Genomic DNA, 17,790 nt, shown 5'->3' with positions numbered 1-17,790 from the left:
TGCGAGATCGCGAGCCTCCCCCACGCGAAGCCGCCCCACGGCCACACGTTCGAGATGCCCTCGCGCGCCGTCCACAGCCCGGCGAGGACGATCGGGAGGAGCAGCAGACGTCCGGCGACGCCGGGGAAGGCCACGGGCATCCATCGCCAGGCGAGCGCGATCGGGATCGCGCCGAGCGCGACGAAGAAGACCTGGGCGAGCGTGAGGGCGAGCCACGGCACGACCCCGAGGTAGACGGTGAGCCACTCGATGAGCACGCCGTAGTACATGAAGCCCGCGACGGCGCCGACGAGGAGGGCGCCGCCGATCGAGCGGCCGCGGAGGCTCCAGAGCACGAGGGCAGTGCCCAGGATGGTGAACGGCCACCAGCCGAGATCGGGGAAGCCGAGATCCATCGTCCAGCCGCCGAGGGCGGCGGCGAGCACGGCGACGCCGAGGCGCGGGGTGCCCGGGGTGAGTGCAGCGTGTGCGAGCGGCGGGGTGACGAGCGACGATGCGGCGGCGCGCGGGCCGTCGGGAATATCCATCACGATTCGATCATAGAGAGCGGCGAGGGGCGGATGCTCACGCCACCGAGCTGTAGGCGACGATGCCGCGCCGCACCCGGTCGAGGGCCGCGCGCGCGGTGCGCCCGACCTGCCCGTCGGCGACGAGCGACATCTGGTCGAGGAGGTCGATCGTCTGCTTGCACCAGCGCACGAAGTCGCCCGCGGCGAGGTCGGCGTCGCGCAGGACGACCTCGAGCTGGGCGCCGCTCGCCCACTTGTGCATGGGCAGCGCGAGCGTCGTCGCGAGCGGGTTCGAGCCCGGAAGCCTGTGCGCGTGCTCGAGGTCGTCGAGGTCGGCCCACAGCAGCTGCGTGCGCTCGAGCGCGACGCGGAACGGCCCGCGCGGCAGGGCGTACTCGGGCGCCTGTCCGTCGTCGCGGCGGGCCTCGAAGACGATCGCGCACGCCATGGCCGCGAGGGCGGGGGCGTCGAGATCCTCCCACAGCCCGCGTCGCAGGCTCTCGGCGACGAGGAGGTCGCGCTCGCCGTAGATGCGGCGCAGCGCCCGGCCGTCGGCGCTGAGCCCGAGTCGGCCGTGCTCGTCCTTCACGAGGTAGCCGAGCTCGCCGAGCACTTCGGTGACGCGGTCGAACACCTGCGCGACGGCGCCCGTGCGCCCGCGGATCTGGCGGCTCACCTTGTCGCTGTCGCGCTTCAGGCGCCACCAGCGCTCGGCCCAGCGCGAGTGGGCCTCGCGGTCGGCGCAGCCGTGGCAGGGGTGCTTGCGCATGCGCGAGCGCACGCCCTCGATCTGGCGCTGGCGGCGATCTCGCTCGCCCCGGCCGCCCTGCTCGCCCGTGCGGGCGCGCTCGCGCTCGAGGTCGCTGAGCTCGCGGCGCAAGGCCGCGTACTCGCCGAAGTCGCCGAGGTGGCACTGCATGCTCTTCTCGTACCCGGCGAGCGACTCCTGCTGCTTGCGGACCGTGCGGGCGAGATCGACGACGGCGCGGTCGGCCTGGAACTGCGCGAACGAGCTCTCGAGGATCTCGCGCGTGCGCTGCCGGCCGAACTGCTCGATGAGGTTGACGGCCATGTTGTACGTCGGCCGGAAGCTCGAGTTGAGCGGGTAGGTGCGGCGCGAGGCGAGGCTCGCGACGGCCTGCGGGTCGAGACCGCCCGTCCACTGGATGACCGAGTGGCCCTCGGTGTCGATGCCGCGGCGGCCCGCGCGGCCGGTGAGCTGCGTGTACTCCCCCGGCGTGATCGGCACGCGCGCCTCGCCGTTGAACTTCTCGAGCTTCTCGAGCACGACCGTGCGCGCGGGCATGTTGATGCCGAGCGCGAGGGTCTCGGTCGCGAAGACGACCTTGAGCAGCTTCTTCTGGAAGAGCTCCTCGACGACCTCCTTGAAGGCGGGCAGCAGGCCGGCGTGGTGCGCGGCGACGCCGCGCTGCAGGCCGTCGAGCCACTCCCAGTAGCCGAGCACGGCGAGGTCGTCGTCGCGCAGCGTGCGGCAGCGCTCCTCGACGATCTGGCGGATCTCCTCGCGCTCCCACGACTCGGTGAGCTTGAGTCCGGCGCGGAGGAGCTGGCGCACGGCACCGTCGCACCCCGCGCGGGAGAAGATGAAGAAGATCGCGGGGAGCAGGTTGCGCTGCGCGAGGATCGCCGCGATCTCGGCGCGATCGGCCTTGCCCTCGGCGCCCGGACGCTTCTCCCACCGCCGCGGGTGATGCTGGCGGCCGCGGTGCGGCGCGTGCCCGCCGGCCTTCGCGAGCTGCACGAGCTCGGGGTTGACGCGGTTGGTCGCCGCCTGCCCGCTCGAGTCGAAGAGGTCGACGAGCTTGGAGCGCACGAGCACGTGCTGCTCGAGCGGGACGGGCCGCGTCTCGGAGACGATGACGTCGGTGTCGCCGCGCACGGCCTGCAGCCAGTCGCCGAACTCTTCCGCGTTCGACACCGTAGCGCTGAGCGAGATGAGTCGCACCGGCAGCGGGAGGTGGATGATCACCTCCTCCCATACCGCCCCGCGGAACCGGTCGGCGAGGTAGTGCACCTCGTCCATGACGACGTAGCGCAGGTCGGTGAGGATCGCCGAGTCGGCGTAGAGCATGTTGCGCAGCACCTCGGTCGTCATGACGACGATCCGTGCAGAGGCGTTGATGTTGGTGTCGCCCGTGAGCAGCCCGACCTCGCTCGCACCGTACTGAGCGACGAGCTCGTTGTACTTCTGGTTGCTGAGCGCCTTCATCGGCGCGGTGTAGAAGATCTTCGCCCGCGGGTCGAACATCGCGAGGAAGACGGCGAACTCGGCGACGACCGTCTTCCCCGCGCCCGTCGGGGCGGCGACGAGCACGCTGCGCCCCTCCTCCAGCACCGCGCAGGCGGCCTGCTGGAAGGGGTCGAGGTCGAAGGCGAGCTGGTCGCGGAACGCCTTCAGGCGCGGATGCTCGCGCAGCGCCCGCGCGGCGGCGAAGCGCTCGGCCGGGCTGGGCTCGGGGGCGACCCCGCCGGCGCCGCTCGCGGAGGTCGGGCTCATGCGGGGGCCGCGTCGATGCCGTACTCCGCGGCGAGGGCCGACTCGCGCTTGGCGACGCGCTTGTCGTGCAGCGCCGCGATCGCCGCGGCGAGGAAGTAGAGACCGATCATGGGCAGCGCGAGCAGGATCATCGACAGCACGTCGGCCGCGGGGGTCGCGATCGCGGTGAACGCCGTGATCGCGAGGATCGCCCAGCGCCAGCCGCGGATGATCGTCGAGGCGCTCATCACGCGGGCGAAGTTGAGCATCACGAGCACGACCGGCAGGACGAAGCCGACGCCGATCGCGAGGATGAGCTTGAGCGAGAAGTCGAGGTAGCCCTGCGCGGTGAAGAGCGTGAAGGTGTCGGCGGCGGCGAAGCTCGCCATGATCGTGACGATGTTCGGCAGCAGGAACCAGCCGGCCGCGCAGCCGGCGAGGAAGAGCGGCACCGCCGCGCCGATGAAACCGATCGCGTAGCGCTTCTCGGTGCGATGCAGGGCGGGGACGATGAACGCCCACAGCTGATAGAGCCAGATCGGCGACGACATGACGATCCCGAGCGTGATCGCGATGAGCATCGTCGTGTCGAACGCCTCGGTCACGCGCGTGTACTGGATGGCCGTCTCGCGGTCATCGGCGAGGCCGACGGCGAGCACGGGAGCGCTCAGCGACTCCCACACGGGGGCGACGAGCCAGAAGCTCGCGATCGTACCGAGGAGCACGGCGAGCGCGGCGCGCGTGAGGCGCTTCCGGAGCTCGACCAGGTGCTGCCCGAGGCTCATGCGGCCCTCGGGATTCCGGGACCGCGCGGTGCGGTCGGTCACCGACTACGGGGCGGTGGTCGAGTCCGACGCCTCACCGGTCGCGGGGGTCGCCGACCCGGCCGCGGGAGTGGTGGGCTCGTCGTCGTCCTTCTTGCGGATCTCCTTCTTGAAGATCGTCGCCGACTGGCCGAGGCTCTTCGCGAGCTGCGGGAGCTTGGGCGCGGCGAACAGCAGGATGACGACCAGGAGCAGGATGAGGCCCGTCCAGCCTCCGAGGTTCGCCGGCATGAGTCTTCCTTACGCTCGTCGTGCAGGGGGTTGCAGTCTACTCCCCGTCGCCGAGCGCAGCCCGCGCCCACGCGGCCGCCGCACGCCGCGCCTCCGGCGGCGCCGTGATCGCGCCGACGCCTGCGATGCGGGCCGCGAGACGCCCGATCACGCCCTCATGGGCGAGAGGGATGCGCGCGATCGCCCGATCGACCTCGTACTCGACGGCGTCGTCGGCTCCGAGGTAGTCCGACAGCAGCGGCAGCGCGCTCGCGGGCAGCTCGACGGTCACGAGGAGGTCTCCCGCGTCGCCGCGGAACAGCTCGCCCGCGTCGGTCGTGCTCGGCACGTGCTCCTCGGCCGGGCCGATCGCCTCGGCGCTCGCCATGCGGTCGAGCCGGAACGTGCGCTCCGCGTCGCGGGTGAGGCACCAGCCCCGCAGGTACCAGACGTCGTCGACCGACTCGAGGCGGATGGGGTCGACGTCGCGCTCCTCGCGATCGCCGCGCGTCGTAACGTAGTCGATGCGCAGGCGCTCCCCCGCCGTGACGGCGGCGGCGACGGCGTCGCGCAGGGCGTCCGAGGTGCGCGACTGCACCGAGACGGGCGCCACCTCGCCGCTCGCGCCGCGCGCGAGCTTCGTCATGAGCCGCTCGACGTCGGCGCGCTCGCTGAACCCGGGCATCGCCGAGACGGCCTGCAGGCCCGCGAGCAGGGCTGCGGCCTCGCGGGAGGACAGGCGGGGCCTCTGGTCGAGCGGGGCGTTGCGGAAGCGGATGATGTCGCGCTCGTCGAAGTCGTCCCAGTCGATGTCGAAGAGCCCCTGCGGGAGGTACAGGCCGTCCGGGCCGGGGTCGCCCGTTCCGGTGAGGTAGCCGACGAGGGCGCGCATCTGCTCGGGGGTGACGTCGAACTGCGCGGCGGCGTCGGCGACGCTCACGCGCACCTCGTCGATGAGGTACGGCACGAGGCCGAGCAGGAGGGCGAGCTTGTCGCCCGCGCGCTGGGGCGGTCGGCGCTCAGCCATGCGCGCTCACCACCCGGCGCCAGCGCTCGATGACGGCGTCGCGCACCGCGTCCGGGCCGACGACGCGGATGTCGGCGCCGAAGGCCGCGAGCTCCTCGGCGAGCACGGCGAGGTCGGTCGTGCGGACGATGAGGGCCTCGCCCTCGACGACGGTGCCGGCGCGATTGCGCAGCACGACATCCGCCTCGCTGCCGGGCCGGGCGACGACCGTCGCGGTCGTCCGCTCGAAGACCTCCTGCAGCTCGCGCTGCACGCGCGCGGCCTCGTCGGGGCGAGGGGCGCGCGCCTCGACGTCGTCGATGCGGACGGCGCCGACGATGCGGCGCAGCAGGAAGGTGCGCGGGGCATCCACCCCCTCGTCGTGGGCGTGGAGGTGCCAGCGGCCCTCGTGATTGACGAGCGCGAGCGGCGAGACGCGGCGCAGCTCGGGCTCGGTGGCGCCCGGCTTGAGGTACGGGAAGGAGACCCGACGGCGGCGATCGATCGCCTCGGCGAGCGGATCGTGCGCCGACTCGCGCGCGCGGATCGACGGGGCGAAGCCGATGACGCTCTGCTCGACCGCGTGGCCGAACGACTTGAGCTTCGTGAGAGCGCGACGCGACTGCTCGGAGAGCGAGCTCTCGCGCCACACCTGCGCCGCGAGGCCGAGCAGCGCGACCTCCTCGGCTGAGAACTCGATGTCGTCGGGCAGCTGGTAGAGCGACTTCGGGATGCGGTACCGCTGCAGCCGCGTGTCGCCCTCGGCGCCCGGCTGGTCGACCGTCTCGAGCGGGACCCCGAGCTCGCGGACGTCCTCCTTGTCGCGCTCGAACTGGCGCTCGAGGCTCGCGCGGTCGGAGGCGTCGTCGGCGCGCTCGGCGTAGCCCGCGACGGTCGAGAGGATGTCCTGCTTCGTGAGGCCCTGCTCGGTCGCCATGAGGGCGAGGATCAGGTTGAACTGCCGCTGCTCGGGAGGCACGCGCCGACGCGCGGGCCCGGCCGTGTCGCCGGTCGCGCGTCGCCCAGCCATGCGGCGGCTACTCCTCGATGCCGAGGACGTCGACGACGAAGACCATGGTCGACCCCGCGGGGATCGACGCGGGCGCCTGACCCTCGGGGTAGCCGAGGTCGGGCGGGATCACGACGACGAGCTGCGAGCCGACGGTCTTCCCCTCGAGCGCCTCCGCGAGACCGGGGACGACGCCCTGCGGGTCCTCCTCGAAGCTGACGACGGGGAAGGTCGAGGCGGCGCCGCGCTCCCAGCTGGAGTCGAACACCTCGCCCGTCTCCCACACCACGCCCGTGTAGTGGAGCACCGCGCGGTCGCCGGCCTCGAGTGCGGCGCCGTCGCCGAGCACGAGCACGTGGTCGATGAGCTCCTCCGACGGGTCCTCGTCGGGGATCGTGATGCCGGGGACGCCCTCGGGGGTCGTCACGACGGCGGGGACGCCGGAGGCGCCGAGCTGCGGCGCGCCGTCGGCCTTCGCGAGGTACGCGTCCTGGACGTCGATCACGAGGACCACGGGGTCGCCGTCCTCGAGCCCGGTCTGCGGGTCGAGGGCTCCCGCGCCGAACACGTCGGCGATCGTCGCCGTCACGGCGATGCGCGAGCCGACCTCGGCGCACTGGACCGCCTGGGCCATGACGTCGATCTCGGCGCCCGCGGTGCGGCGCAGGGGGGCGGCCTCGGGGTCGTACTCGGAGGCCGTGATGAGCTCGCCGGTCTCGCCGTCGAAGAGGCTCACCTGGATGTCGACGATCTGCCCGGCGTCCGCGGTCTCGCCGTCGCCGGACTCGAGCACGGCCTGCTCGGGGCCGTCGCTCGTGAGCGGCGTCGGGAAGTCGACCTCGGGCGGCGAGAGGAGCTCGCCCGATGCGTCGACGAAGCTCGGCTGGTCGCCGGTCGGGACGACGGGCGCGCACGCCTCGGCGCCCGACGGGGCGCACGCGGTGAGCGTGCCCAGCACGACGGCGGTCAGGATGATGGCGGGTGCGGAAGTGCGCACGGAACCTCTTCTCGGATCGGGTGCGGCCGTCAGAACTCTACCGGGGCGTCGCCGGCGCGCTTCGCGGAGCGCTCGGCGAGCGACTGGGCCTCGCGGACGGCCTTGCGCAGGCGCTTGGGGCTCGCGACGCGGTCGCCGAGGGCGCCCGGGGTCCAGATCTCGACATCCTCATCGCCGTGCTCGGTCTTCGAGCCGCGCTTGGCCTTGACGAAGCGCGCGGTGCCGTCGGCGAGCCGGCGGGCGGTGAGGAGGAAGCCCGTGTGGGCGACCATGCGGTGGTCGGGGCGGACGGAGAGGCCGTCGACGTTCCAGCCGCGGACCATCGTCTCGCTCGAGAGCGGCTCGGTGAAGCGCTCGGCGGCGCGGATCGCCTCGGCGACGCGGCTCAGCTGGGTCGCCGTCGCGACGTAGACGACGAGCACGCCGCCCGGGGTGAGGGCGTCGCCGACGGCCTCGAGGCACTCCCACGGAGCGAGCATGTCGAGCACGACGCGATCGACCGTGCCGTCCGCGCAGGTCTCGGGCAGGGCATCCTGCAGATCGCCGATCGTGATCGTCCAGTTCTCGGGCGCCTCGCCGAGGAAGGCGGAGGCGTTGCCGCGCGCGATGTCGGCGAACTCCTCGCGGCGCTCGAAGCTCAGCAGGCGGCCGGTCGGGCCGATCGCGCGCAGGAGCGAGAGCGACAGCGCACCGGAGCCCACACCCGCCTCGACGACCGTCGCGCCCGGGAAGACGTCGCCCATCGCGACGATCTGGCCGGCATCCTTCGGGTAGACGATCGCGGCGCCGCGCGGCATCGACATGACGAAGTCGTTGAGCAGCGGGCGCAGCGCGAGGTACGGGACGCCGCTGGAGTTGTCGACGACGCTGCCGTCGGGCAGGCCGATGAGCGACTCGTGCGGGAGGACGCCGCGGTGGCTGTGGAAGGCCTTGCCGCGCTCGAGGGTCACCGTGTTGAGCCGACCCTTCGGATCGGTGAGCTGCACCTGGTCGCCCTCGACGAACGGGCCGGACTGGCGGCGGAGGGTCATGAGGGGGCTCCCGTCGTGGCGTGGCGGTGACGGTGGCGCTCGAGCGCCGCGCCGAGGTCGTCGACGGTGCGGCCGTCGAGCGTCGACCACAGCTCGTGGGTCGGCGCCTCGTGGAGGGTCACGTGGCACGGGACGCCGATCGTCGCCGCGCCCGAGGAGACGGCCGAGACGAGGCCGAACTCGCTGTCCTCGATGGCGACGCAGTCGCGGATGCTCACGCCCAGCCGCTCGGCGGCCGTCAGATAGGGCTCGGGGTGCGGCTTCGCGTTCGTCACATCGTCGCCCGCGATGACGACCGCGAAGGCGTCGTCGCCGATCGCCGCGGCGACGCGCAGGGCCATGCGCCGCAGCGACATCGTGACGAGCGCGCTCGGGATGCCCTCGGCGCGGAGCGCGGCGAGCAGCTCGCGCGCCCCGGGGCGCCACGGCACGGCGATCTCGATCTGCTCCATGACGTGATCGGTCAGGCGGTCGATGATCTCCTCCCGCGGAAGGTCGACGCCCGCGTCCTGGAGCACGCCGGCCGCGTCGAGGAGGCCCGAGCCGACGAGTCGGAGGCCGTCCTCCTGCGTCCACACGCCGCCGAACGAGCCGACGAGCGCGGTCTCGGCGGCGAGCCAGTACGGCTCGGTGTCGACGATCGTGCCATCCATGTCCCAGAGGACTGCGGCCGGGGCGGCGGGGGTTCGACTCGGTGCGGTCACGACGGGCCAGTCTAGTTGCGTTCTATTGTGGGAACCGCGCCGCGGGCGGAGGGCCGGCGGCGCGCGACCGAGAGCGAGCGACGTGACCCAGAGCGATCTGTTCCGAGGCGGGCGCCTGCTCGTCATCGCCTTCGAGGGCTGGAACGACGCGGGCGAGGCGGCGAGCGGCGCGGTCAAGGCGCTCAAGGAGGTGCTCGACGTCGTGCCCATCGCCGACGTCGACCCCGAGGACTACTACGACTTCCAGCTCAATCGGCCGACCGTCGAGTTCGACGAGGAGGGCAAGCGACGGGTGCGCTGGCCCGGCGTGACCTTCTACGGCCCCGCGAACGATGACGGGCTCCCGCGCGAGATCGCGCCCGAGCGCTCGGCGGGCGAGCGCATCCTCGATGTGAGCGGCACCAACCACGACAACATCTACCTGCTGCTCGGCACCGAGCCCTCCCGCGGCTGGCGCACCTTCGCGACCGAGACGATCGATCAGGCGCTCACCGCCGACATCACGGGGATCATCATCCTCGGGGCGCTGCTCGCCGACGTGCCGCACTCGCGGCCCATCACCGTGCACTCCTCGAGCGAGAACGCGCAGGTGCGCGAAGAGCTCGGCGTCGAGCGCTCGAGCTACGAGGGCCCCGTGGGCATCCTCAGCATCATCGCCGCCGCGGCCGAGGAGGTCGGCATCCCCGTCGTCTCGCTGTGGGCCTCCGTGCCGCACTACGTGCACAACGCCCCCTCCCCCAAGGCGACCCTCGCCCTGCTCGACAAGCTCGAGGAGTTCGTCGACGTGACCATCCCCCGCGGCGACCTCGTCGACGAGGCCCGCGCGTGGGAGGACGGGATCGACGCGCTCGCCGAGGACGACGACGACATGAAGTCGTACATCGTCTCGCTCGAGCGGGCCCGCGACGCGGTCGAGGCGCCCGAGGCCAGCGGTGAGGCGATCGCGCAGGAGTTCGAGCGCTACCTGCGCAAGCGCGGCGACGACGAGCCGCCGCAGTCGGCGACCGAGCCGCCCGCGTAGGGCGGGCATCCGGTTCTCGCGCTGCTCGCGGGACCGTCTGTCCGCGTCCGTAGGCCATTCTGAAACTGCGGAGCGCCTGAACGTGGCTCATCCCGCGATGGCGGGTCGCACGCGTGCCGCGGGTGCGACCTCCACAACTCAGGAGACTCGGTCGCGCTGCCTCGCCGACACGCCGGTGGAGCATCCGATCACCGCCGTTGAGAACGCGCGGTTCCTGAATTGTGGAGATGCGGCGGATGCTCGGCGCGGGGCTGCACCGGACGCAACGTCCTGCGCGAAGCCTGGGGCGATCCCCACAACTCAGGAAGAAGGTCGCTCGACGTCGTTCGACACGCCGGTGGGGCACCTCGGGGGCCCCATTCGGCATGCGCGTTTCCTGAATTGTGGACATGGCGCGCGTGGGGGGATTTCAGGAGGCCGGGGTCGGCGCGGATGCATGCGGGCGGCGGCATGCGTCTGTTGCGAGCGAGCCGGCGATCGGGGGCGGCGGCCGGATGCTCGGCGCAGGTCAGGTCGCGTCGATGACGCCCGCGCCGAGGAGGATCAGCAGCGCGGTGCCGAGCACGACGCGGTAGATCACGAACGGCAGGAACGAGCGCGTCGAGATGTAGCGCATGAGGGCCGCGATGACGAGGTAGCCGACGCCGAACGCGACGATCGTCGCCGCGAGGATGTCGAGCGGGCCGAAGGGGCTCGTGCCGGGCTCGCGGATCGCGGTGAGGAGCTCGTAGAAGCCGCTGCCGAACACCGCGGGGATCGCCAGCAGGAAGGCGTAGCGGGCCGCGGCCGGACGGGTGTAGCCGAGCGCGAGGCCCATCGTCGTCGTCGCGCCCGAGCGCGAGACGCCGGGGATGAGGGCGAGCATCTGGGCGCCGCCGTAGAGGAGGCCGTGCGGGTACGTGAGCTGATCGAGCTCGCGCGTGCGGCGGCCGAGCCAGTCGGCGACGCCGAGGATGAGCCCGAAGACGATGAGCACGATCGCGACCAGCCACAGCGAGCGGAAGGTCGAGCGGATGTACTCCTGCGCGAAGAAGCCGACGAGCACGATCGGAACGGTGCCGATGATGATGAGCCAGCCCATCCGCACGTCGGGGTCGGTGCGCGGCACGCCCGAGGACGGCGAGAAGTGCCGGAACCAGCGCCCGATGATGCGCGTGATGTCCTTCCAGAAGTAGAGCAGCACGGCGAGCTCGGTGCCGATCTGCGTGATCGCGGTGAACGTCGCGCCCGGGTCGGTCGCGCTCGGCAGGAACTCGCCCGCGATGCGCAAGTGGGCGCTCGAGGAGATCGGCAGGAACTCCGTCAGGCCCTGGATGAGGCCGAGGATGATCGCTTCGAGGAGGGACACGCGGCTCCTAGTAGGTCGAGAGCAGGTCGGTGAGGGCGCGGTGCCCGAAGTCGAGCGCGCTGAGCGGCACGCGCTCGTCGACGCCGTGGAACATCGCCGGGAAGTCGAGGTCCGGCGTGAGCTTGAGCGGCGCGAAGCCGTAGCCGGTGATGCCGAGCTCGCTGAGCGCCTTGTTGTCGGTGCCGCCGCTCAGCAGGTACGGGATGACCTGCGCCTCCGGATCGTGCCGCAGCAGGGTCGCGACCATCGCCTCGACGAGAGCGCCCGAGAAGGGGTTCTCGAGCCCGACGTCGCGCGTGACGACCTCGATCTCGACCTCGTCCGGGAGCATCGCGCGCACCTCGGCGAGCACGGCGTCCTCCTCGCCCGGCAGGGTGCGGATGTCGATCAGGGCCTCGGCCGTATCGGGGATGACGTTGTGCTTGTAGCCGGCCGTCAGGAGCGTCGGGTTGCTCGTGGTGCGCAGCGTCGCGGTGAGGAAGCCCGCCGCGGTGCCCGTGCGCAGGAGCAGCTCGTCGGCGCCTGAGCCGTCGGGGCCGACCGCCTCGGGGTCGGTGCCCATGATGCGCGAGAGCTCGGCGAGCAGCTGCGTCGTCGTGCTCGTGAGCCGCACCGGCCACTCGCGCCGCCCGAGCAGAGCGACTGCCTCGGCGAGCTTCGTGACGGCGTTGTCGCGGATGACGCGCGAGCCGTGCGCCGCCGTGCCGCGCGTGCGCAGGCGGATCCAGACGAGCGCCTTCTCCCCCGTCTGCAGCAGGTACGCGCGCTGGCCCTCGATGTCGACCGAGTAGCCGCCGACCTCGCTGATGGCCTCGGTCGCGCCCGCGAAGAGCTCGGGGCGGTGGTCGACGAGGTGGTGCGAGCCGAAGGCGCCGCCGTTCTCCTCGTCGGCGAGGAACGCGACCACGAGATCGCGGTTCGGGCGCCCTCCCCCGGCGAGGATCTCGCGCAGGGAGGTGAGGATCATCGCGTCCATGTTCTTCATGTCGACGGCGCCGCGCCCCCACAGCATCCCGTCGCGGATCTCGCCGCCGAACGGGTCGACCGACCAGTTCGCGGGGTCGGCCGGGACGACGTCGAGGTGGCCGTGGACGACGAGGGCCGGGCGCTCGCCGCGGGAGGTGTCGACCGGGTTCGCGTACGAGCCCTCGACGCGCGCGACGACGCTCGTGCGGCCAGGTGCGGCGTCGATGAGCTCGGGCTGAAGACCCATGTCTGCGAGGATCGCGGCGACGTACTCGGCCGCCTCCGTCTCGCCGTTGCTGCGCCCCTCGCCGTGGTTCGTGGTGTCGAACCGGATGAGGTCGCGGGCGATGCGGGCGGTCTCGCTGAGCTGCTCCTGGCCTGCCATGCCGACCACGCTACCCCGCGTGCTGGAGGCGGTTAGGAACGTGCTATCGTCGTCTCTCGGTTGCCCCGCCACGGCGGAGGAACCGGACCAGCGCGGGTGGCGGAAATGGCAGACGCGCTAGCTTGAGGTGCTAGTGCCCGAAAGGGCGTGGGGGTTCAAGTCCCCCCTCGCGCACGCTGGTCGGTGAGAGATCGCCAACCAACCAGAACTGGTTGAGACAGTCCGCATCCACGGATGCGGTGAACGGCCCCGAGGCTCCGGCCCGGGGCCGTTCTGCTTTCCGCCGAGGTCCTCCGCCCGCGGGTAGGCTCGCCCGCGATGGGCGTGACACGGCGAACCTTCCTGATCGGGGCCACGGGCCTCTCGGTCGCGGTGCTCGCCGCGTGCACCGATGAGCCCCCGCAGCCCTCGCCCGAGCCGACACCTGCGCCGCCGGCGGGCCCGCCGCGCCCCGCCGGGGTCGCCCGCAGCGACTGGCTCGGCGACTCGTTCTCGCGCGGCTCGACGAGCTACCTGCCGGTCGGCGAGTCGACCCGGCTGCGCGAGGAGCTCGCCTCCCCCTGGCGCGACCGGCTGTTCTTCGCCGGCGAGGCGACGTCGACGGATGCCCCCTCCACGGTGCACGGAGCCCTCGCGTCGGGCGAGCGCGCCGCCGCCGAGATCCTCGCGGTCGCCGCGCCCGGAGAGCGCGTCGTGATCGTCGGGGCGGGCATCGCCGGCGCGGCCGCGGCTCGCCTTCTCGTCGACGACGGCCCGGAGGGCCTCGAGGTCATCGTGCTCGAGGCGCGGGGCCGCACGGGCGGCCGGATCCACACGATCGACGGCGACGCGTGGCCCGGCCCCGTCGAGCTCGGCGCGCAGTGGGTGCGCTCGATCGCCGACCACGACCTGCTCGAGCGACTCGTGCGCGTCGGGGTCGAGGTCGCGATCGCCGAGACCGCTCGCGGCTTCGACGAGTCGGGCGAGCCGATCGCGCTGACGAGGGCCGAGCCCGCGTCGGCCACGCTCGAGACCGTCCTTCTCCCCGTGCTGCAGGCCGCACGGCAGGCCGCCGAGGCCGTCGAGCCCGACGTCGCGCTCGCGACCGCGCTCGCCCTCCTGCGCCCCTGGGACGGCACTCCCGGCCCGGAGGGGGCGCCGAGCGAGGCGCAGTCGATCGCGCTCGCGCTCTCCGGGCTCGTCGAGCCCCGACTCGGGGCCGCGATGGGCGAGCTCTCGACGCGCGAGGGGCTCGACGAGCTCCCCCTCGGCGCCGACAACCTCGTCACGGGGGGCTGGGCGCGCCTCGTCGACTCCCTGCTCGACGACGTCGACGTGCAGCTCTCGAGCCCCGTCACTGGCATCGCGATCGGCGACGACGACGTGAGCGTGCGGCTCGGGGTGGGCGACTCGTTCTCGGCCGATCGCGTCGTGCTCACGGCCCCGCTCGGCGTGCTGCAGGAGCGCGGCATCGACCTCGAGCTGCCGGCGGTGAAGGACTCCGCGATCGCGCGGCTCGGCGTCGGCGCCGTCGAGACGATCTGGCTGCGCTACGACGAGCCGTTCTGGGACGAGGAGGCGGCCCTGTGGGTGCTCGCCGACCCCGAGGCGGCCGTGCCGCTGTGGGTCAACCTCCAGGCCGTGACGGGCGAGCCCGTGCTCGTCGGCGTCGTCGCGGGCTCGCGGGCGATCGGCTTCGGCGCGCTCGACGAGGGCGACGCCGTCACCGCGGCGCTCGCGGGGCTCGCTCGTCTCGCCGTCGAGCGCGCGCCGTCGGGCGACTGAGCGCGGGCATCCGATCGAGGGGGATGCGCGGGAGCACGCGCACGACGGCCCCGACGAGCGCGAACAGACCCAGCGCGGCCGCCCCGTACGCGAGCAGCTCGACGGTGCCGCTCACCTGATCGGGGTCGAGGAAGAAGTACGGGTACCAGCCGACGATCGCGCCGCGGACGAGCGTCACGAGGCCCCAGCCGAGCGGATAGCCGACGACGATGAGCAGGACGCGCGGATCGGTGCGGCGCTCCCCCGGCGACAGCAGCCAGTCGATCAGCAGCCACGCGGGCAGCACGAAGTGGAGCAGCTGATCGCTGAACGGCACGTCGAGCCGGTAGCCGCGGGTTGCCGCCTGCGAGGCCAGGAGGGCGAAGACGAGGCCGGCCACGAGCATCCAGCTCAGGATCGCGACGCGGGCCACGGGCATCCACACCGGATCGCGGGAGCGGCGCAGCGCGATCGCGCCCGAGACGATGCCGAGCGCGATCGCCGCGATGTTCGACTGCACCGTGAGGTAGCCGAAGAAGTTCGACGCGATGAAGACGCTGAAGCCGAGGCCGTACTGGAAGCGCGCGACGAGCGCGAGCACCCCCACGAGGGCCGCGAGCAGGCGCAGAGCGCCGACCACCCGCCGTGCCGTCGCGCGCTCGCTCACCGTTATGAGGGTGCCATGCCCTCCGCGTGCTCGGTGGCGGAGAGCTCGGCGAGGCGCCGCTCGCGGTTGGCGAGGAAGAGCGGGAAGGTGAACGCGATCGCCGTGAGGCCCGAGAAGGCGATGTACGCCCACAGATGCCTCATGCCCAGTCTCCGCCCCTCGATGACGATGAAGGCGCACCCGGCGACGGCCATGATCAGGAGGTCGGTCGTGAGAGATCCGACGGCCGGGCCATTATTGAACCAGTCCCCCACAAAGTCGTTGCCCTCGATGATCGCGATGACGTTGTACGTCCACGTGCCGACGAGGCCGATGATCGCGAGAACGAGGAACACGATGGCGCGAGGAGTCCAGTGACGGGTCAGGCCGCTTCGTCGGGTGGATCGGGTCATGCCGCCATCATCGCCCCCTTCGGCCTGCTGCTCGACGTCGACGGGCCGATCGCGAGCCCCGAGTCGCGCACGATCGCGATCCCGTCGATCGTCGCCGACCTGCTGACGCTCGCTCACGCGGGCGTGCCGGTCGCGTTCGTCACCGGCCGCAGCGACGCGTTCATGCGCGAGCAGGTCGTCTCGCGCCTCATCGAGCACGGGATGCGCGACGACGCCGCCCTCTTCGGCGTCTTCGAGAAGGGCGGGGCATGGGCCCCGATCACGACCGCGGGCCTCGGCGAGGTGCAGGTCGACCCCACGGTGGCTCTGCCGGTCGCCGCGCGCACGGAGGTCGAGTCGATCGCCCGGGACCGCTTCGGCCACGCGATGTTCGTCGACGAGGGCAAGCGCGTCATGGTGTCGCTCGAGCAGCGCGTGGACGTGTCGTCGGAGGTCTACCGCGGCGCGCAGGAGGAGTACGAGGAGGCGGCGTTCGCGGCGCTCGCCGACCGCGGGCTCGGCATCCGCCACGGCGAGCGGGTCTCCCCCGACGCCGAGGGCGCGGTGCCCTTCCGGATCGACCCCACGATCATCTCGACCGACATCGAGTCGGTGCGGCTCGACAAGGACCACGGCGCCCGGCGGGCGATCGAGTGGTTCGCCGCGCGCGGCGTCACGGCGCCGCGCTGGTACTCGGTCGGCGACTCGCGATCGGACTACCTCATGGCCGATCACGTGCACGCCGCGGGCCTCGAGGCGGTGCACGTCGACGTGCGGCCGGCCGACGGCCTGCTCGAGCGGCCGTACCCGATCGACGTGCGGGGCTCTCTCGTGCACGATGCGGCGGGGGCCGATTTCCTGCGCGAGCGCGTCGCGGCTCTCGGATAGGGGTACCGTCAGAGAGCCGAGCCGCACGACTCAGCCGGCGCAACGCCTGCTCGCGCTCGGCGAGCAGCCCGATCATGAGGGACAGATGGGCCAGCTGATCTACGCATCGACGTTCGAGGCGAGATTCGACGACCGGGTGCTCGCGCACCTGCAGATCGTCATCGTCGCGAAGCTCCGGCGCCAGGAGTCGTTCGCGTTCTCGTGGTCGAAGCCGCGCGAGGAGGGCAGCGGCCGCGCGAGCCTGTGGCTGCACCCGGCGATCCCGCTCGTGTTCACCTTCCACGGCGGGCGAACCCCGACGATCAGCCGCCCGTGGATCGAGGCCCTCATGAGCTCGGCGAACAGCTCGGGCGGGCTGCGCATCGTCCCCGAGCCGACAGGGGTCGTCCCCGCCGTCATTCGCGTCGACCCGACCCTGACCATCCCGAACGACGACATCCCGCTCGACGACATCGCACCGACCGACGGAGGACGCTCATGAGAGTCGTGCAGGCCAGCATCGGAGACAGCCGCAACTACCTCGCCGACAACCAGGACCTCGCCGAGCTCAAGCAGGAGATCGTGCGAGCGTGCGCGGCCGGCGGCGCGTTCGTCGACATCCGGCTCTCGGGCGATCGCGTGCTGAGCGTCCTCGTCACGCAGACGACCCCGGTCTCCTTCGAGGAGCGGGACGTCGAGGAGGAGGAGTTCCTCGACGACGAGGTCTCGGAGAACGGCCGACTGCACTTCGACGGCGACTACTGGGTCGAGTAGGGCTCGGCGCCTCCGCGTTCGGCGTCTCACGGCGGCTCCGGGGCCGACACGCCGTCGAATGTCGGTGGCGGTTGCGATATTCGAACGTATGTTCGACCATGGAGGCATGCCCGCTCTCGCCCTCTCCCCCGTCGCGTCGGCCGACGCGGTCGTGGGTGCGGGCCCGGGCTCGGGCGGCGGCGCGCGGCTGCAGACGGTCGACACGGTGCAGGCCCTCCAGGCGCGCATCGACGCGCTGCAGCGCACGACGCTCGACTCGAAGCTCACGCCCACCCATGAGGCGCTCGCCGACCTCCTGCCCGACGGCGGGCTCAAGGAGGGGGCGGCGTACTCCGTGAGCCCCTCGAGCGCGCTCGTCATGGCCCTCCTCGCCGGGCCGTCGGCGGCGGGGTCGTGGTGCGGGGTCGTCGGCATGCCCGAGTTCGGGGTCGAGGCCGCGGAGGCCATGGGGCTCGACCTCGACCGCCTCGTGCTCGTCCCGCATCCGGGCGATCAGTGGCTCACCGTCACGGCCTCGATCGCCGACGCGCTCGGCATCGTCGTCGTGCGCCCCGGCCGCGCCGCGGGCGACGCCGCGGTCGCGCGGCTCGCGAGCCGTTTGCGCGAGCGCGGCTCGACGCTGCTCGTCGTCGGCGCCTGGCCGCAGACCGAGGCGATGATCAGCCTCACCGAGAGCCGCTGGTCGGGTCTCGGCGAGGGCTCCGGCTGCCTCACGAGCCGGGAGGTCACCGTGACGGTGACGAGCAGGCGCTCTCCGCGGCCCGTGAGCGGGCGGCTGCTCATGCCCGACCCCGAGCAGGGCATCCGCCGCCTCGACCCGCGCGCGGTGCCGGGCGCCGCGGCCCGCACGGCGGCCGAGCG

Annotated in this window: 18 protein-coding genes, 1 tRNA gene and 1 pseudogene; 7 read left to right on the top strand and 13 right to left on the bottom strand. The window is 72.5% G+C overall.

Features of this window, described 5'->3' with window-relative positions; translation table 11 throughout:
• The 9 genes and pseudogenes from Q7T15_RS01340 to Q7T15_RS01300 form a co-directional block, all read right to left on the bottom strand.
• Window positions 1–527: pseudogene (locus tag Q7T15_RS01340) on the bottom strand (apolipoprotein N-acyltransferase); the annotation flags it as partial.
• 37 nt (window positions 528–564) lie between these two features.
• Complete coding sequence (locus Q7T15_RS01335; protein WP_304692499.1) at window positions 565–3,027, bottom strand: RNA helicase; 2,463 nt, start codon at window positions 3,025–3,027, stop codon at window positions 565–567.
• Window positions 3,024–3,833 (bottom strand): twin-arginine translocase subunit TatC, encoded by an 810-nt coding sequence (gene tatC / locus Q7T15_RS01330; protein ID WP_370689071.1) that lies wholly within the window; start codon window positions 3,831–3,833, stop codon window positions 3,024–3,026. Before tatC ends, Q7T15_RS01335 begins: the two co-directional genes overlap by 4 nt.
• Window positions 3,834–3,836: 3 nt before the next feature.
• Complete coding sequence (locus Q7T15_RS01325; RefSeq protein ID WP_304692497.1) at window positions 3,837–4,061, bottom strand: twin-arginine translocase TatA/TatE family subunit; 225 nt, start codon at window positions 4,059–4,061, stop codon at window positions 3,837–3,839.
• Between the two features lie 37 nt (window positions 4,062–4,098).
• The gene (locus Q7T15_RS01320) at window positions 4,099–5,067 is read right to left on the bottom strand and encodes a YafY family protein (protein WP_304692495.1); all 969 of its coding nucleotides are present in this window, start codon (window positions 5,065–5,067) and stop codon (window positions 4,099–4,101) included.
• On the bottom strand, window positions 5,060–6,076 hold the full coding sequence (locus Q7T15_RS01315) for a YafY family protein (RefSeq protein WP_304692493.1): 1,017 nt from the start codon (window positions 6,074–6,076) through the stop codon (window positions 5,060–5,062). The genes Q7T15_RS01320 and Q7T15_RS01315 overlap by 8 nt, the downstream gene beginning before the upstream one ends.
• Window positions 6,077–6,083: 7 nt before the next feature.
• The gene (locus tag Q7T15_RS01310; protein WP_304692491.1) at window positions 6,084–7,052 is read right to left on the bottom strand and encodes an FKBP-type peptidyl-prolyl cis-trans isomerase; all 969 of its coding nucleotides are present in this window, start codon (window positions 7,050–7,052) and stop codon (window positions 6,084–6,086) included.
• Window positions 7,053–7,081: 29 nt separating this feature from the next.
• Entirely contained in the window at window positions 7,082–8,083 is a 1,002-nt protein-coding gene (locus Q7T15_RS01305; RefSeq protein ID WP_304692489.1) for a tRNA (adenine-N1)-methyltransferase, read from the bottom strand.
• The gene (locus Q7T15_RS01300) at window positions 8,080–8,787 is read right to left on the bottom strand and encodes an HAD family phosphatase (RefSeq protein ID WP_304692487.1); all 708 of its coding nucleotides are present in this window, start codon (window positions 8,785–8,787) and stop codon (window positions 8,080–8,082) included. Before Q7T15_RS01300 ends, Q7T15_RS01305 begins: the two co-directional genes overlap by 4 nt.
• 82 nt (window positions 8,788–8,869) lie before the next feature.
• On the opposite strand from Q7T15_RS01300, the gene Q7T15_RS01295 reads away from it, so the two are divergent.
• Complete coding sequence (locus Q7T15_RS01295) at window positions 8,870–9,808, top strand: PAC2 family protein (protein WP_304692485.1); 939 nt, start codon at window positions 8,870–8,872, stop codon at window positions 9,806–9,808.
• Window positions 9,809–10,316: 508 nt separating this feature from the next.
• Here Q7T15_RS01295 and Q7T15_RS01290 read toward each other — a convergent pair.
• Entirely contained in the window at window positions 10,317–11,156 is an 840-nt protein-coding gene (locus tag Q7T15_RS01290) for an undecaprenyl-diphosphate phosphatase (RefSeq protein WP_304692483.1), read from the bottom strand.
• Window positions 11,157–11,163: 7 nt separating this feature from the next.
• Complete coding sequence (locus tag Q7T15_RS01285; RefSeq protein WP_304692481.1) at window positions 11,164–12,507, bottom strand: M20/M25/M40 family metallo-hydrolase; 1,344 nt, start codon at window positions 12,505–12,507, stop codon at window positions 11,164–11,166.
• Between the two features lie 90 nt (window positions 12,508–12,597).
• On the opposite strand from Q7T15_RS01285, the gene Q7T15_RS01280 reads away from it, so the two are divergent.
• Both Q7T15_RS01280 and Q7T15_RS01275 read left to right on the top strand, forming a co-directional pair.
• A tRNA-Leu gene (locus Q7T15_RS01280) sits at window positions 12,598–12,681 on the top strand.
• 150 nt (window positions 12,682–12,831) lie between these two features.
• Window positions 12,832–14,271, top strand: a complete 1,440-nt coding sequence (locus Q7T15_RS01275; RefSeq protein WP_304692480.1) for an FAD-dependent oxidoreductase — start codon at window positions 12,832–12,834, stop codon at window positions 14,269–14,271.
• Here the strand turns inward: Q7T15_RS01275 and Q7T15_RS01270 are convergent.
• Window positions 14,210–14,917, bottom strand: coding sequence for a Pr6Pr family membrane protein (locus tag Q7T15_RS01270; RefSeq protein ID WP_304692478.1), 708 nt, complete (start codon window positions 14,915–14,917; stop codon window positions 14,210–14,212). The genes Q7T15_RS01275 and Q7T15_RS01270 overlap by 62 nt on opposite strands.
• Window positions 14,918–14,919: 2 nt before the next feature.
• Window positions 14,920–15,309 (bottom strand): DUF2834 domain-containing protein, encoded by a 390-nt coding sequence (locus tag Q7T15_RS01265; protein ID WP_304692476.1) that lies wholly within the window; start codon window positions 15,307–15,309, stop codon window positions 14,920–14,922.
• Between Q7T15_RS01265 and Q7T15_RS01260 the strand changes: the two genes are divergently transcribed.
• From Q7T15_RS01260 to Q7T15_RS01245, 4 genes are all read left to right on the top strand, one after another.
• On the top strand, window positions 15,271–16,176 hold the full coding sequence (locus Q7T15_RS01260) for a hypothetical protein (RefSeq protein WP_304692474.1): 906 nt from the start codon (window positions 15,271–15,273) through the stop codon (window positions 16,174–16,176). The genes Q7T15_RS01265 and Q7T15_RS01260 overlap by 39 nt on opposite strands.
• An 85-nt stretch (window positions 16,177–16,261) precedes the next feature.
• Window positions 16,262–16,657 (top strand): ATP-dependent DNA ligase, encoded by a 396-nt coding sequence (locus Q7T15_RS01255; RefSeq protein WP_370689070.1) that lies wholly within the window; start codon window positions 16,262–16,264, stop codon window positions 16,655–16,657.
• Entirely contained in the window at window positions 16,654–16,929 is a 276-nt protein-coding gene (locus tag Q7T15_RS01250; protein ID WP_304692472.1) for a hypothetical protein, read from the top strand. Before Q7T15_RS01255 ends, Q7T15_RS01250 begins: the two co-directional genes overlap by 4 nt.
• A gap of 106 nt (window positions 16,930–17,035) precedes the next feature.
• The coding region (locus tag Q7T15_RS01245; protein ID WP_304692470.1) for a hypothetical protein at window positions 17,036–17,790 on the top strand (755 nt) is incomplete at its 3' end.

The sequence above is a fragment of the Microcella sp. genome, from assembly GCF_030645145.1.
Classification (GTDB): Bacteria; Actinomycetota; Actinomycetes; order Actinomycetales; family Microbacteriaceae; genus Microcella.
This window is presented reverse-complemented; position numbering and strand designations above follow the sequence as displayed.

What these genes read in the sequence shown, in the direction of transcription:
- Q7T15_RS01335 (WP_304692499.1), bottom strand. Translation starts at nt 3,027, where the DNA reads ATGAGCCCGACCTCCGCGAGCGGCGCCGGCGGGGTCGCCCCCGAGCCC.
- Q7T15_RS01315 (WP_304692493.1), bottom strand. Translation starts at nt 6,076, where the DNA reads ATGGCTGGGCGACGCGCGACCGGCGACACGGCCGGGCCCGCGCGTCGG.
- Q7T15_RS01325 (WP_304692497.1), bottom strand. Translation starts at nt 4,061, where the DNA reads ATGCCGGCGAACCTCGGAGGCTGGACGGGCCTCATCCTGCTCCTGGTC.
- Q7T15_RS01255 (WP_370689070.1), top strand. Translation starts at nt 16,262, where the DNA reads ATGGGCCAGCTGATCTACGCATCGACGTTCGAGGCGAGATTCGACGAC.
- Q7T15_RS01305 (WP_304692489.1), bottom strand. Translation starts at nt 8,083, where the DNA reads ATGACCCTCCGCCGCCAGTCCGGCCCGTTCGTCGAGGGCGACCAGGTG.
- Q7T15_RS01320 (WP_304692495.1), bottom strand. Translation starts at nt 5,067, where the DNA reads ATGGCTGAGCGCCGACCGCCCCAGCGCGCGGGCGACAAGCTCGCCCTC.
- Q7T15_RS01285 (WP_304692481.1), bottom strand. Translation starts at nt 12,507, where the DNA reads ATGGCAGGCCAGGAGCAGCTCAGCGAGACCGCCCGCATCGCCCGCGAC.
- Q7T15_RS01250 (WP_304692472.1), top strand. Translation starts at nt 16,654, where the DNA reads ATGAGAGTCGTGCAGGCCAGCATCGGAGACAGCCGCAACTACCTCGCC.
- Q7T15_RS01265 (WP_304692476.1), bottom strand. Translation starts at nt 15,309, where the DNA reads ATGACCCGATCCACCCGACGAAGCGGCCTGACCCGTCACTGGACTCCT.